Here is a 13,611-nt window from a genome sequence, read left to right as displayed (position 1 = left end):
GACCATGACCGATACCGACACGCCCGCACTAGCAAGCTAAAACCCCAAACGAGAGGAAAACGCCGTTACACCACTACAAGGGACTTGACCTCGACGACGCGCAACTGCCCGACCCAAAACGCGATCGGCCACGGGATCGGATGCGTGTCGGGCCACGCCCCGGCGATGACATCGCCGTCCTCCGCGTAGTAGGGCGTGAGCCCCAGCGGCAGGCGCTCTGCGAGGTGCTCGGTTGCGGCGAAGGCAGCAGCCAGACGTTCGGAAGTGTCCACGGTCGTCTCTCCAAGTGCGTGAGATCTAACCCTTAACGCTACCCGCCGTGAGTCCCTGGATCAGAGTTTTTTGTACGAGCGAGAAGATGATGACCGCCGGAATCACCGCGATGGTTCCGGCGGCGAGAATCCCGCCCCAGTTCGTCGCACCAATGGACTCCATCTGCTGCGCAATTCCAATCTGCAGCGTCTTCGAGTACTTCGAGCTCGTGAGGATCAGCGCGTACTGGTAATCGTTCCATCCGAGGATGAACGAGTACAGCGCGATGGCCGACAGCCCGGGCAGCGACAGCGGGAGAATGACGGAGAAGAACGTACGGATCCTGCCCGCCCCGTCGACCGCAGCGGCCTCCTCGAGCTCCTGGGGAATGGCCCGATAGAAGCCAGCCATGAGCCAGATTGCCGCGGGGATTGTCAGGGTTTGGTAGATCAGGACGAGTACCTCACGCGTGTTGACGAGGTTGAGGCTCGCCGCGATGTTGTACCAGGGCACCATGATCATCGGCCCCTGGATCATCTGCGCGAGGATGAGGAAGAAGATGATGGCCTTCGCCAGTCCTCCCCGGTAGCGCGCCAACCCGTAGCCCGCGATGGCACAAAACGCGGTCGTCAGGACGGCGCTCATGGCATTGGTAGCAAACGTGTTTTGCAACAGCTGCCCCATCGCGAGCCCATCGGGCAACATCGCCCAGCGATAGTTATCGAGGGTGAATCCGGTGAGCGAAAAGTTAGGGATCGCGCCGAACAGGTCGTTGTTGGACCTAAACGAGCTCAACGCCATCCACGCCGCCGGAAGCAGCAGGAAAGACATAAGCACGAGCAGCAGCCCGTAGCGCACGAGCAACGATCGAAGGCGTGCCCCGAGAGTCTTGTTACGCATGCTGTTCGTCCTTTTCCCGCAGGAGCCAGGCGTAGAGTCCGGCGACAACCAAGATGATCATCATCGCGAGTGTCGCGACTGCGCCGGCCGTACCGTACTTGAACCGCTCGAATGCCCAGGTGTAGACGTAGGTCGGCAGGATCGAGGTCGCATAACCCGGACCGCCCTTCGTCAGCGCCCAGATGAGCTCGAACTTGAACCATGTCGTGACGAGGGAGATCATGCCGACGGCAAAGAGCGTCGGCCGCAGGTGAGGAATCGTGACCGCCCAGAACCGCTGCCAGCGGTTGGCTCCGTCGACCTTCGCCGCCTCGTGCAGTTCATCAGACACTCCCTGAAGCGATGCGAGGACGAGCAGCGCGACGAAGGGGACGCCTTTCCATGTCGAGGCGAGTAGCAGGACCGGCCACACCCAGAAGTTGGAGGCCAAATACACGATGGGATCGTCCAACACTCCGAGGGTCTGCAGCGTGTAGTTCGCAAGACCTCCCTGGGAGCCTTCGAAGATCCACCGCCAGATCAGGCCGACGACGACGGTCGGTGTCACCCACGGAACCATAAGAAGCCCACGCCACAGGTAGCGGAATCTCAGGTTCATGTTGAGGACGAGCGCAGCTAGCGTCCCGATGACCAGCTGGAGAACTACCGAAGCAATGACCCAGATGAAGGAGTTGCGCACAATCAGCCAAAAGTGCGGATCATCTGTGGTCAAGAATCGGAAGTTCTCCAGCCCGACGAGCTTGCCCGTTCCCGGGGTCGCACTGGCATCAGTAAATCCCAGCCGAATGGTGTCCAGGAATGGGTAGAACTGGAGGACGGCGAGCACTAAGAGCACCGGCGCCATGAGCAGCAGCCAGAAGCCCGTGGAGTTGTACCACCCGCGTAGTCTGGCTGACCTACTGCGCATCGGGACTCTTGTCGCCACGGATTGACTCGACATTATTCGCCCTCCTCGTCTCCGCTACCTCCTACTGAGCGACGGCTGCGAAGCGCTCGCCCATGCGGGATACCGCGTCTTCGGCGGACATCGAACCACCCAGGAATTCCGAAAAGACCTGCGAGAACTCAGGCTCGATTGCGGGCTGGCCGGGGATCTTTTTCAGCTCGATGCCGTTCTCGTCAGCGATCTTTGCCTGGCTCTCGCACTGCTTGAGGTGACCCTCGACGGCCTTCGGGTAGTACTTCTCCACCCATGGCTTGAGGTCGTCGGTAGAGACGGAGGACAAGGCGGGAGCGTGGGCGACCGCGGTCAGGCGCGCCATCCATTCGGCGTCCATAAGCTGGCTGAGGGCTTCCCATCCCTTGTCGAGATTCTCGCTGCCACCGAACGCAGCGAACCCGGCGTTCGAGATCGGGACGCGTTTGTCGCTGCCTTGCGGCCCCTTCGGGTAGGGCAGCTGGACGCTCTTGGCGACGATCTCGGGGTTGAGTTCGTAGACGTTCGCTGTGAAGAAGGATCCGGCCGCGACCATCGCGACCTCCCCGTTGGCAAAGGCTCGGAACATTTCCGGGTACGCCCATGCCTTGTCGGCTGCGGGACGTAGCTCGTTGAAGGCCTTGAGGTGTTCCAGGGTTTCGACCCACTTTGCGGTCTCTGGATTGGCGTAGCTGCCCGGCTCGAAGCCGTTGGCATAGGCGGCGGTCGCGAACGTTCGGAAGGAGAAGCGGGGGTTTTGCATCGGGATGCAGAACCCATACTTTCCGTCGCCGGTCAGCTTTGTCGCGGCCTCTTGCATGCCTTCGTAGGTTTCGAGTATCGACAGGTCGAGGCCGGCCTTCTCGAAGAGTTCTTCGTTTGCGACCAGGGTCCACGATTGGGCGGAGTAGGGCAAAGCGAAGAGCTTGCCGTCGACCTCGGAGTATTCCAGGGTTCCGGGACGGAACTTGTCGCGATCGATCTTGAGCGAGCCGAAGCGTTCAGTCAGATCTGCGAGGGCGCCCATGCGTACCCAGTCGGACACGTCCTGGGTCATCGTGAGGTCCGGCGGATCCTGAGCCTGGACTCGGACCGAGATCTGCTTTTGCATATCGGCCCAGGACAGGAAGTTGTATTCGAGATCGATGCCCTTATCGGAGATCGCTTTCTTGAAGTCGTTGGCGACGGCGGTTTCTGGATCCGAGGTTCCCGGCCAGAGGAACTCGAGTTTTGCCGTTCCTGAGCCGGACGTTTCCGTCCCTCCGGACTCCTTCGGTGTACAGGCAGCGAGCGCCGCCATCGCGCCGACCACTCCCGTGAATTTCAGTAGTGATCGACGGTCCATCTCGGGGAACTGAAATCCCGCGTTCTGCTTCATCTCATTCTCCTCTTTGAGTGTGGCGAGCTTAGATCGGGTCGTTGATGAGTGAAATGGTCTGTTCGACGATGGCAGTCTCTGGTGGTGCGGTCCGGATTGGCGCTCGCGGCTCCCCGACCTCAAACCCCTGGTGACGCAATATCGTTTTGATAAACGTGATGAATTCTCGTCCCTCCATAAGAGTCGAGATGTCGCAGATGCGTTGCTGGATTCTCCTGGCTCTAGCCATATCGCCCGAGTCTAAGGACTCAAGCATTGCCTTTACCAGTGGAAGGGTGAAGTTGAACCCGGAACCGACAGCTCCGACCGCACCCATGGCGCACCCTCCAAGGATCAGGTCATCAGAGCCGACGAAAATGTTGCTCGCCGACGGTGTCGCCATGAGGCGGGCCATCGTGAGCAAGTCCGTGTCGCTGTACTTTACGCCCTGGATGATGCCTGCATCTAAAGCCCGCTCGAGGAACTGGTGGCTCAGGCGCGGGCCGACCAGGGACGGGATGTAGTAGTAGAAAACCGGCAGATCCGTGAGTTCCTTTAGCGTGTCCAAATATTCGAAGAGCTGGTTCTCGTCGTAGGCGAAGTAGGGCGGTGCTCCGAGAGCGACCGCACTCGCACCTAGCGAGGCGGCCTCCTGCATAAGCGCGCGAGTCTCTCGCGGATCAGCGCAGGAGGCGTGCAAGACGATTTCTCTGCCATCGGCCCTCTCGGCTACGTCCTGGCAGAGGGTCCGCTTCTCCGATAGGGAAAGGTGATAGCACTCCCCTGACGTTCCGGCGACAAAGTAGCCGTCGGCACCTTGAGCGTTGAGACGTTCGACGAGTTCTTGCTGGACTGCTGGGCTGTAACTGCCCTCGTAATCAAACGCTGTGACGAGCGCGGGTACCGCATTATTTGGCTTCTTGAACACGTTCCACCTCCGATCGGATATCCGTAAAGGCAGGTTGAAAGTGCTGGTGGAGAGCTTCTACGGCCGCGTCTTCGCGCTGCGCCACGATCTCGTAGAGGATCCGTCGATGATCCTCAACGCTGCGAACGTTGACGGTCAGGGCGAGCGCAGTGCGAGCGTTTTCAAAGACAGCCCAAAAGGTTTCGATGACCTGCTCTACCATCGAGTTTTTCAAGGGCTCGTAGAGAGCCAGATGGAACTCTCGGTCGGTGTTGGCGTTAATCTCGCCGATCTGAGACTCCTGCTCCATGCGTTCAACGATCCGCTGCAGTCGGGCGAGATGAATCGGTTCGTAACGGTTCAGCGCGCGTCGCAAGAAGCCCTCTTCGAGTACCGCACGGACCTCCAGCAAATCGAGCAGAACGGTTCCCGTCGTAAGGTATTCGTAGGGCAAGGAGTCGACAATATGCCGAAAGTCGAAGTTCCCTACCTGTAAGCCGACGCCCCGTCGCACCTGGACATGACCGAGTACTTCTAATCGCCTGACAGACTCCCGCACAGTCGGTTTCGAGACCTTGAACATCGCCGCCAGCTCCGACTCCGACGGGAGGGCGTCTCCGGGCAGGAGTTCCTTGTCGCGAATGAACTGACGAATGTTGTGGTCGATCTCGGCTCTGAGAGTAGGTCTCATAGAAACTCCTGTGCAAACCTGCTTGCAACGAACCTATCAGATATCTGATAGGTGGGGAAGCCCCTATCCACGGCGCGGAATGCGACGAACTGTGGCGCAAACCCAGGGTCCTAGGCGAAAAGTGGCAGACTAGCGCTATAGCGCATTCGCGCGACCCCACCTGGAAGGAACGTTTTTCGTGGCTACCCACTCGCAAGGCACCCGGCTCGACCCTTGGTTCGACAGTTATGCCGAGCGAGCTCATGGCATGCGCTCCTCTGAAATCCGCGCCCTTTTCGCCGTTGCGTCGCGCCCCGAGGTCGTGTCCCTCGCCGGCGGAATGCCCAACCTCTCCTCGCTCCCGATGGACCACATCGCCGAGATCTCCGCGCGGCTGCTCAAAGACCGCGGCACCCGCGCACTGCAGTACGGTTCCGGCCAGGGCGAGGTCGAAATGCGCGAGGCCATCCTCGACGTCATGCGCTACGACTCCATCAGCGTGCACCCCGACGACATCGTCGTGACGACGGGTTCGCAGCAGGCCCTCGACCTCGTCACCGAAGTCTTCATCGACCCGGGCGATGTCATCGTCGCCGAAGCGCCCTCCTACGTCGGCGCCCTCGGCGTCTTCCGCGCCTACCAAGCCGAGGTCGTCCACACCCCCATGGACGAGGACGGCCTCATCCCCGAAGAGCTCGAGGCGACCTTGACGCGCCTTGAAGCCGCGGGCAAGCGCGTGAAACTGCTGTACACCGTGCCGAATTACCACAACCCTGCCGGCGTGACGCTCTCGCTCGAGCGACGCCCCCAGATCATCGACATCTGCCGGCGCCACCTGGTCCTCATCTTGGAGGACAACCCCTACGGCCTCCTCGGTTTCGACTCCGACCCGATCCCGGCGCTGAAGTCCTTCGCCCCAGACGGCGTCGTCTATCTCGGCTCGTTTTCCAAAATGTTCGGCCCCGGCTACCGCATCGGCTGGGCCGCGGCCCCGCACGCCGTCCGCGAAAAGCTCGTTCTCGCCTCCGAATCCGCGATCCTCTGCCCCTCCCAACTCGGCCAGCTCTCGATCGTCGAATACCTCAACACGTGGGATTGGTACGGCCAAGTCAAGCAGTACCGCGGCGAATACCGCACCCGCTGCGAGGCCATGATGAGCGCACTCGAGGAATACCTCCCCATGTGCTCGTGGACCAAGCCCGATGGCGGGTTCTACACGTGGGTCACGCTGCCCGACGGCCTCGACGCCAAGGCCATGCTCCCGCGCGCGGTCAAAAACCTCGTCGCCTACGTATCCGGCACCGCGTTCTACGACGATGGCCAGGGCTCCGACCATATCCGTCTCTCGTTCTGCTACCCGCCGCCCGACACCATTCGCGAAGGCGTCCGTCGCCTCTCCCAGGTCGTCAGTGCCGAACTAGAGATGGTCGAACTCTTCGGCACCAACACTCACCCCGAACGCGACCGTCACCCCGACCACTCGGGCGTCGACACCCCATCCCCGGACCAGGTTTAACAGGAGATCACATGTCCACCTCTGTTGTTGTGCTCGCCGGCGGATTGTCGCATGAACGCGATGTCTCCCTGCGCTCCGGTCGGCGAATCGCCCAGTTCCTGCGCGAAGCCGACTTCTCGGTCAAGGTCATCGACGTCGATGCGAACCTCCTCGCAAACCTGTCAGAACTGAAACCCGACGTCGTCTGGCCGCTCGTCCACGGCGCCGCGGGCGAAAGTGGCGCGTTGCAGGACCTCCTGCAACTCCTCGGCCTGCCGTTCGTCGGCACCACCGCCGACGGCGCCCGCCTCGCCTCCCGCAAATCGGTCGCGAAGTCGATCATCAAGGCAAACCGCATCCCCACGCCCGACTTCGCCCTCCTCCCCCAGACGCTCTTCCGCCAGCTCGGCGCGAAGGGCATCCTCGAAGCCGTCGAGTCCTCCCTCAGCCTGCCGATCGCAGTAAAGCCCGACGACGGCGGGAGCGCCCTCGGCGTCACGCTCGTGTCCGACGCCGCCGATCTGCCCGCCGCGATGGTCAACTGCTTCGCCTACTCCGACGACGCGCTCATGGAGAAGGTCGTCGAAGGCACAGAGGTCGCCATTTCCGTCGTCGATACGGGCGACGGACCCGTGGCCCTGCCGCCCGTCGAGATCTTGACCGATGGTCCCTATGACTACGATGCCCGCTACAACGCCGGACGCACCGAGTACTTCACGCCCGCCCGCCTCGACGACGATGTCCTCGAGACCGCCTGCGCCACCGCGGTATCCGTCCACCAGGTCCTTGGCCTTCGACACGTCTCGCGCACGGATCTCATCGTCGACGCCGACGGCACGCCATGGGTACTCGATATCAACGTCGCTCCCGGCATGACCGAGACGTCGCTGTTCCCGCAGGCCGCGACCGCCGGACCGGGCCGGCAGATCTACGCCGACCTGGTGACGGCGGCCCTCGCCTAGTTTTCTGGGGCGTCGACGTGGTGCTCGGGCGCCAGCACCTGCAAAATCCGGTTGAGATCGTCCACTCCGGCGAATTCCACGGTGATGCGTCCCTTGCGCAGCCCCATCGCGACCTTCACCTTCGTGTCGAAGCGGTCTGAAAGGTTCGTCGCCAGCTCATTGAGCGCCGGCGCAGCCGGATGCTCAATCGGACGACGCCTGCGCTCCGGGTGGATGGGCTCCTCACCAAGCGCGATGATCTCCTCCGTGGCGCGCACGGACAGGCCTTCAGCGATGATGCGCTGCGCGAGGCGCTCCATCGCCGCAGGATCCGGCAGTCCAAGCAGTGCGCGGGCATGTCCGGCCGAGAGCACTCCGGCGGCAACCCGCCGCTGGACGAGCGGCGGCAATTTCAGCAACCGGAGCGTGTTCGAGATCTGTGGGCGTGACCGCGCGATTCGGCGCGCCAACTCGTCATGAGTACACGCAAAGTCATCGAGGAGCTGGCGGTAGGCTGAGGCCTCTTCGAGTGGGTTGAGGTTCGCGCGGTGGAGGTTTTCCAGGAGCGCATCTCGCAGGAGATCCTCATCCTCGGTTTCCTTGATAATTGCGGGAATTGTCTTCTTCCCAGCAAGACGGCTCGCACGCCAGCGGCGCTCGCCCATGATGAGCTCATACGGCGTATCCATGTCGCTGCCCGCCGTACGAACAACAATGGGCTGCAGTAGCCCGACCTCACGAATGGATGATGCCAACTCGTCGAGGTCATCCTCGTCAAACACCTCACGGGGCTGACGAGTATTAGGTGAAATATCATCTAGCGGCAGTTCGGCGACCCTCAGACCCGGAACCGGCACGAGTTCAGAGGTGTCGGGTTCAGAGATCTTCTCCCGCACGCTCCCCCGGACGGTAGGAGTCGTCTTAGTCTGTTTCTTCTTCGGTGCCAGAGTCGACTCTGCCGGTTTCTCGGTTTCCTCTGCCTTCGCCGCGGGAAAGAAAATGTCGCTCGGGCGCTCAGTCGTCCGACTCGTGGGGATAAGAGCCTCGATGCCTCGGCCTAGTCCGCGTCGCTTCTCAGCCATGTCTAGATCTCCGTTCCACGGTCAGCGATTTCCTTCGCTGCCATCCGATACGCCAGCGCTCCGCTGTTGGTCTTGTCGAAAGTAATAACGGTCTGCCCGAACGAGGGTGCCTCCGAGATACGCACGCTTCGCGGAATGGTCGTGCGAAGGGTCTCCTTTGGGAAGTATTTCCGCACTTCTTCAGCTACCTGCTTTGATAAATTAGTGCGGCGGTCATTCATCGTCAGGAGAATTGTCGAGATCTTGAGGTCCGGATTCAACGCTTCTTGGATCCGCTCGATATTGCTGAGAAGTTGGCTGAGTCCCTCGAGTGCGTAGTACTCGGTCTGGATGGGAATTAGGACTTCCCTCGCTGCCACAAAGGCGTTGAGGGTGAGGAGACCCAGACTCGGCGGGCAATCAATGAAGACGTAGTCGTAACGCTGCTCGTGGCCTTCTAGATGCGTCTGGACTGCCTTAGCCAGGCGCTCTGCTCGATCGTCATGTGAAACGAGCTCGATCTCAGCTCCCGCGAGATCGATCGTCGCGGGAACAACCCAGAGGTTCTCGATGTCCGGGCATTCCACACAAATCTCGTCTAACGGACGCTCATCAACCAACGCGTCGTAGACAGAGGGTGTTCCCTGTCCATGCGGAACGTTCAGTGCAGTAGAAGCATTTCCCTGCGGATCAGTGTCCACGACGAGGACGTTCAGGCCTTCGCTCGCCAACGCAGCTGCGAGGTTGACTGTTGTCGTGGTCTTACCAACGCCACCCTTTTGATTCGAGACGGTAATGATCCGTGTTTTCGCAGGTTTCGGGTACTGAGCACCCGCAAGTTCGCGCTTCATCACACTGTCTAGCGCCACTTCATTCGCTAGGGGGGTTCCGGGATCCACATCCTTAATGGAATCCAGTAGTTCTTCTCTGCTTCTGGTTGGTTTAGCCACTGAAATGCGCTCCTCGACGTGCAGGCGTACAGGTTGCCAGTCTAGCGGAGGCGACGACATTGCACTGGCAGTGACACAGTAGAGGTTTCACGTGAAACCGAGTATGTGATGCGCGTTGCGCACGGCTACGTTTCACGTGAAACTAAGGATGGCGAACGTGCCGGTGGTGGATCTTTTGCCCATCAATTTTCGGCACGTTGGTGACGAGGACACTCCGCGCTAGCTACGATCATCGTTTCACGTGAAACGACTCGTCTTACTCACTTCGACAACGAGCCGACCCAGAGCTCATGCGCCTTCCCTCAGGAAATGATCTTCACCTCCGCCGTGTCCACGAACTTCGTGGGCCAACAACAGATTCATTGGAAGGTTGCGTAGCTATGTTCTCGAACTAGAACCGAGCAGAACTATGGGCCCTCGTATTCCAAGAGAGTGTAATAAGCGGTCAGCGTGTAAGGCTCCTCCCGACTAAGCTTTATTGACACATACCAATATGTCTCTAGTGGAGGTCCATTCCCAATGAGCGCCACAACAAATGACCGATAGAAAAAGCCCCGACCGCATTGGATGCGATCGGGGCACCTGTGTGTGGTCACCGATGGACTACGACGACCCGGGTCGGTGGTTCGCCTTCGGTGAGGGAGGGGATTTCGTGTACCTGGGTGTCTGCGACCTTGAACTTACGTCGTACCTTGAGAGCAGCGTCGACCTCTTCCTGAGCGCGCTCACCCTTCAGCGCTGCGAGTCGTCCGCCCTCCGCAACCAGGGGCATAGTCCACCGCATGAGCTTGTCGAGGGCCGCTACTGCACGGGCCGTCACAACTCCGAACTCGTCCTGATCGTGGAGTTCTTCGGCACGTGCCCGAACAATCCAAACGTTCTCAAGCTTCAGTACTTCATTAATGTCGTAGAGCCAATCGCTGCGTCGTTCCATTGGCTCAACGAGAGTGACATGCACATCGGGGCGAGTGATCGCGAGGACGATGCCGGGCAGGCCAGCACCGGAGCCAATGTCGGCTACCTTGGCGCCCTCCGGAATGAACTCGTTGATAGCAGTGCAGTTGAGGATATGCCGGGACCACAGGCGAGGCAGCTCTCGAGGACCGATAAGTCCTCGTTTCTCTCCTTCGTCCGCAAGCACTTGGGCGTACACAACGAGCTGCCTCCACACGTCGGGAAACAGTTCCTCGACGCTAGGGGGCATTGCCTCAAGTTCAGACATGCTGCCTAGTTCTCTTCAGTGTCCTCGGCGGAGTCGACGGACTCCTCATCAGAGGCCGGCGCGGTCGTGTACACGACGTAGCGATCCGGCTCGACGCCAGCGGACTCAGAGTGGAGGCCTGCATCGGCGGCGACATCATGGAGGACCTTGCGCTCGAAGGGGTTCATCGCCTCGAACTCGTAGGCTTCCAGGTCTTCGCGCTTCATGGTCTCGATCGCGTCGCGGCCCTGTTCCTGCAGCTGCTTCTTCAGGTCAGCGCGGAAGTTCGCGATGTCGACCATCAGGCGGGAGCGCTCGCCGGTCTTCGTCTGAACCGCAAGGCGCGTCAGTTCCTGGACAGCATCCAGGACTTCGCCATCCCGTCCGACCAGGCTCTGCAGGTAACGGTTACCGCTGTCTTCACAGAAGACGGAAACCGATGCCCGGCCGTGCTCAACATCGATGTCGATATCGCCATCGAGGTCTGCGATATCAAGCAGACCCTCGAGGTAATCGGCTGCGACGTCGCCTTCTTCTTCCAGCTGCTTAATGCGGCTTGACTCTGCCATGGACTGTTCCTTCCGACATAGTGCTGCCGCGGGGGAGTCGCGGCGCCAACACCGATGGTTTACGTGTGTGGGGACTTAACGGCGCTTCTTCTTTTTCTTATTGCGACGAGCCTGTGCACGCTGCTGGCGACGACGCTCGTATTCGCGCTGCGCACGCTGTTCACCAGTCAGTCCATCGGGACCGACCTCTGCGTCATCCGTGGCGTCTTCTTCCTGTCCACCACCCTGGCTAGCGAGGATCTCACGGGTCGTTTTGCCTCGTCCCGCACGATCCTTACGAACCGGCTGCTTGCGCTGGCCGCGCGGTTCTTCTTCGAGTGCAGCTTCGAGACGCTTCTGGCGCTCTTCTTCTTCGATCGTGGGTAGACCCTTGGCGATGCGCTTCTGGTTTTCGCGCTCGATCTTCTTCTTTTCCGCCTCGGAGCCCGGGGCCGGGTGCTTGTGGATGGTGTAGAACTGCTGACCCATCGACCACAGGTTCGTGGTGGTCCAGTAGATCAGCACACCGATCGGGAAGTTCACGCCGGTGACAGCGAAGATGACCGGGAAGAGGTACATCATCATCTTCTGCTGACGCGCCATCGGGTTATCGAGGGCGGCCGCAGACATGTTCTTCATCGTGAGCTGGCGAGTCGTGATGAACGTGGTGATCGACATGAGTGCGATCAGCACGAGCGCGACGATCTTCGGAGTCATTTCCGTCGTCAGCATGAAGGTGTCCGAGAGTCGGGCACCGAACAGCGTTGAGGCCTCGGCCTGTTCCGCCAAGCTTTGAGTCAGGGGACCGATGCTGTCACGAGGGTAGGTTCCGTCGGCGAGCTGCGGGAGGGATGCCAGCACTCGGAACAGGGCGAAGAAGATCGGCATCTGAAGCAGGATCGGCATACACGACGAGAACGGGTTCGTCCCGTGCTTCTTGTACAGCGCCATCATTTCTTGCTGCTGGGCCTGACGCGATGCGGGGTCAGTCTTGCCCTTGTACTTCTTCTGCAGAGCCTGCAGTTCGGGCTGCATAATCTGCATGCCGCGCGAGGCCTTGATCTGCTTGAAGAACAGCGGAATCAAAATGATGCGGATGACAATCGTCAGACCGACGATCGACAGCACCCAGGCGAGACCATGCTCGGTGTCGATCCCGATCGCCACCAGACCGTTGTGGATCATCACCATGATCCAGGCAACGGCTACCTTGATCGGGTACAGGAGGGAATCAAACCAGCCCACTGCTTAGCTCGCCTTTATTTCTTCGGGGGTATTGAGGTCTTCAGGATCCGGGGGGATCGGAACTTCCATGTCCGAGTTTGGCGGAAAATCGACGCCGCCGTCGGACCAAGGATTACACCGCAGTACTCGCCAGATGGCCTGGCCGGTGCCTCGAATCGCGCCGTTGACGCGAATTGCTTCAATCGCGTACGCGGAACACGAGGGGTAGTACTTGCAGGTTGGTGGAGTCAGGGGAGAGATGACCAGTTGGTAAAACCGCACGAACTTCGTCAGCAGCCACGACAGCGGATTCATCGTGACCCCGATCGTTCGCGGGCCTTATTGATTAACCGGTCGAGTTCACATGCGAAATCACCCGAGGTTGATCCCGCAGCTGCGGGCAGGCAACGCACAACGACGCGAGCGCCTGGAGGAAACTCCTCAAGGCGCTCGCGCATCACATGTCGAAGTTGGCGCTTGACCCGGTGCCGCATCACAGCATTCCCCACCTTCTTCGAAGCGACGAAGCCGATTCTTACCGGAGCTCCAGGATCTAGATCACGCGTCGAGTCATCGCCCCGAAGCCAGTGCAGAACTACACGGGAGCCGCCAGCACTCACACCTCGCCGAAAGACCTCTCGAAAATCTTCGGGTCTTGTCAGTCGGTGTGCAGCGGGCAGCACCTCGTCTGCTTGGCTCTAGGCCGAAAGCTTCGCGCGGCCTTTACGGCGGCGGGAAGACAGAATCGAGCGGCCTGCGCGAGTGCGCATCCGCAGACGGAAACCGTGCACCTTGGCGCGACGGCGGTTGTTCGGCTGGAAAGTCCGCTTGCTCACAGCAATTCTCCCGGTACTACTTGTTCTTTCCGCTGATCAACCAGTGTCGACCTGCGGCAATGTCTCGTGGTTACTGCTCGTTTCGCGAGGTTAAGGCGTGCGAAATCCACACAGTAACAGCCACACAACGCTACGTGAGAGGAGGTCAGCAGGTCAAGAGAGGGCGGCGTGCAGCACCATGATGTTACCCACACCAGTGACCCAAAAATTATGCTCGAGATCTCGCCCAACACGCCGAGCGTCGGCCGTCAACCTTCTAGCGGCTCTTCACAATCGAGGGTGTAGTCGGGGTTTGAATCCGCCGGCCTCGAGGAGGCTGCGGGCGATGTAGTGGCTCAGGTTCCGGAAGCCCA

Annotated in this window: 16 protein-coding genes; 2 read left to right on the top strand and 14 right to left on the bottom strand. The window is 60.3% G+C overall.

The features are described from left to right. Positions 1 to 65: 65 nt before the first annotated feature. The 6 genes from BSZ39_RS10155 to BSZ39_RS10130 form a co-directional block, all read right to left on the bottom strand. Positions 66 to 272 carry a hypothetical protein gene (locus BSZ39_RS10155; protein ID WP_073717222.1) on the bottom strand — a complete coding sequence of 69 codons (207 nt, stop codon included), beginning with the start codon at positions 270 to 272 and terminating at the stop codon, positions 66 to 68. A gap of 25 nt (positions 273 to 297) precedes the next feature. Continuing rightward, positions 298 to 1,152: a carbohydrate ABC transporter permease gene (locus BSZ39_RS10150; RefSeq protein WP_073717221.1), complete on the bottom strand. Its 855-nt coding sequence runs from the start codon at positions 1,150 to 1,152 to the stop codon at positions 298 to 300. Then, positions 1,145 to 2,059: a carbohydrate ABC transporter permease gene (locus BSZ39_RS10145; protein ID WP_158025171.1), complete on the bottom strand. Its 915-nt coding sequence runs from the start codon at positions 2,057 to 2,059 to the stop codon at positions 1,145 to 1,147. Before BSZ39_RS10145 ends, BSZ39_RS10150 begins: the two co-directional genes overlap by 8 nt. 61 nt (positions 2,060 to 2,120) lie before the next feature. Next, the gene (locus BSZ39_RS10140) at positions 2,121 to 3,446 is read right to left on the bottom strand and encodes an ABC transporter substrate-binding protein (RefSeq protein WP_073717219.1); all 1,326 of its coding nucleotides are present in this window, start codon (positions 3,444 to 3,446) and stop codon (positions 2,121 to 2,123) included. Positions 3,447 to 3,474: 28 nt separating this feature from the next. Next, positions 3,475 to 4,353, bottom strand: a complete 879-nt coding sequence (locus BSZ39_RS10135) for a dihydrodipicolinate synthase family protein (protein ID WP_073717218.1) — start codon at positions 4,351 to 4,353, stop codon at positions 3,475 to 3,477. Beyond that, the gene (locus tag BSZ39_RS10130) at positions 4,334 to 5,023 is read right to left on the bottom strand and encodes a FadR/GntR family transcriptional regulator (RefSeq protein ID WP_073717217.1); all 690 of its coding nucleotides are present in this window, start codon (positions 5,021 to 5,023) and stop codon (positions 4,334 to 4,336) included. The genes BSZ39_RS10135 and BSZ39_RS10130 overlap by 20 nt, the downstream gene beginning before the upstream one ends. Before the next feature lie 178 nt (positions 5,024 to 5,201). Here BSZ39_RS10130 and BSZ39_RS10125 point away from each other — a divergent pair, with 178 nt between their 5' ends. Then, a complete protein-coding gene (locus tag BSZ39_RS10125) occupies positions 5,202 to 6,518 on the top strand; it encodes an aminotransferase-like domain-containing protein (RefSeq protein WP_245792489.1) in 1,317 nt (438 codons plus the stop codon). An 11-nt stretch (positions 6,519 to 6,529) separates the two neighbouring features. Further along, complete coding sequence (locus tag BSZ39_RS10120; protein WP_073717215.1) at positions 6,530 to 7,459, top strand: D-alanine--D-alanine ligase family protein; 930 nt, start codon at positions 6,530 to 6,532, stop codon at positions 7,457 to 7,459. On the opposite strand, the gene BSZ39_RS10115 is transcribed toward BSZ39_RS10120, so the two are convergent. From BSZ39_RS10115 to rpmH, 8 genes are all read right to left on the bottom strand, one after another. After that, positions 7,456 to 8,520, bottom strand: a complete 1,065-nt coding sequence (locus tag BSZ39_RS10115; RefSeq protein WP_073717214.1) for a ParB/RepB/Spo0J family partition protein — start codon at positions 8,518 to 8,520, stop codon at positions 7,456 to 7,458. The genes BSZ39_RS10120 and BSZ39_RS10115 overlap by 4 nt on opposite strands. 2 nt (positions 8,521 to 8,522) lie before the next feature. After that, positions 8,523 to 9,350, bottom strand: a complete 828-nt coding sequence (locus BSZ39_RS10110; protein WP_073717224.1) for a ParA family protein — start codon at positions 9,348 to 9,350, stop codon at positions 8,523 to 8,525. Positions 9,351 to 10,041: 691 nt separating this feature from the next. Beyond that, positions 10,042 to 10,653, bottom strand: coding sequence for a 16S rRNA (guanine(527)-N(7))-methyltransferase RsmG (gene rsmG, locus BSZ39_RS10105; RefSeq protein ID WP_143180496.1), 612 nt, complete (start codon positions 10,651 to 10,653; stop codon positions 10,042 to 10,044). Between the two features lie 23 nt (positions 10,654 to 10,676). Further along, positions 10,677 to 11,219: a Jag family protein gene (locus BSZ39_RS10100; RefSeq protein ID WP_073717212.1), complete on the bottom strand. Its 543-nt coding sequence runs from the start codon at positions 11,217 to 11,219 to the stop codon at positions 10,677 to 10,679. Between the two features lie 75 nt (positions 11,220 to 11,294). After that, positions 11,295 to 12,443, bottom strand: coding sequence for a membrane protein insertase YidC (yidC, locus tag BSZ39_RS10095; protein WP_281247135.1), 1,149 nt, complete (start codon positions 12,441 to 12,443; stop codon positions 11,295 to 11,297). A gap of 3 nt (positions 12,444 to 12,446) precedes the next feature. After that, complete coding sequence (yidD, locus tag BSZ39_RS10090) at positions 12,447 to 12,737, bottom strand: membrane protein insertion efficiency factor YidD (RefSeq protein WP_073717211.1); 291 nt, start codon at positions 12,735 to 12,737, stop codon at positions 12,447 to 12,449. Then, positions 12,734 to 13,105, bottom strand: a complete 372-nt coding sequence (rnpA, locus tag BSZ39_RS10085) for a ribonuclease P protein component (protein WP_073717210.1) — start codon at positions 13,103 to 13,105, stop codon at positions 12,734 to 12,736. Before rnpA ends, yidD begins: the two co-directional genes overlap by 4 nt. A gap of 15 nt (positions 13,106 to 13,120) precedes the next feature. Further along, positions 13,121 to 13,258, bottom strand: coding sequence for a 50S ribosomal protein L34 (gene rpmH, locus BSZ39_RS10080; protein ID WP_073717209.1), 138 nt, complete (start codon positions 13,256 to 13,258; stop codon positions 13,121 to 13,123). Between the last annotated feature and the right edge of the window lie 353 nt (positions 13,259 to 13,611).

It is taken from the genome of Bowdeniella nasicola, from assembly GCF_001907295.1.
GTDB lineage: Bacteria > Actinomycetota > Actinomycetes > Actinomycetales > Actinomycetaceae > Bowdeniella > Bowdeniella nasicola.
This window is presented reverse-complemented; position numbering and strand designations above follow the sequence as displayed.

Bases quoted from the DNA above. Each gene is read 5' to 3' on its own strand.
- BSZ39_RS10145 (WP_158025171.1), bottom strand. From the start codon at position 2,059: ATGCGCAGTAGGTCAGCCAGACTACGCGGGTGGTACAACTCCACGGGC.
- BSZ39_RS10115 (WP_073717214.1), bottom strand. From the start codon at position 8,520: ATGGCTGAGAAGCGACGCGGACTAGGCCGAGGCATCGAGGCTCTTATC.
- yidD (WP_073717211.1), bottom strand. From the start codon at position 12,737: ATGAATCCGCTGTCGTGGCTGCTGACGAAGTTCGTGCGGTTTTACCAA.
- BSZ39_RS10150 (WP_073717221.1), bottom strand. From the start codon at position 1,152: ATGCGTAACAAGACTCTCGGGGCACGCCTTCGATCGTTGCTCGTGCGC.
- BSZ39_RS10140 (WP_073717219.1), bottom strand. From the start codon at position 3,446: ATGAAGCAGAACGCGGGATTTCAGTTCCCCGAGATGGACCGTCGATCA.
- BSZ39_RS10110 (WP_073717224.1), bottom strand. From the start codon at position 9,350: ATGAAGCGCGAACTTGCGGGTGCTCAGTACCCGAAACCTGCGAAAACA.
- BSZ39_RS10100 (WP_073717212.1), bottom strand. From the start codon at position 11,219: ATGGCAGAGTCAAGCCGCATTAAGCAGCTGGAAGAAGAAGGCGACGTC.
- BSZ39_RS10120 (WP_073717215.1), top strand. From the start codon at position 6,530: ATGTCCACCTCTGTTGTTGTGCTCGCCGGCGGATTGTCGCATGAACGC.
- BSZ39_RS10130 (WP_073717217.1), bottom strand. From the start codon at position 5,023: ATGAGACCTACTCTCAGAGCCGAGATCGACCACAACATTCGTCAGTTC.
- rsmG (WP_143180496.1), bottom strand. From the start codon at position 10,653: ATGCCCCCTAGCGTCGAGGAACTGTTTCCCGACGTGTGGAGGCAGCTC.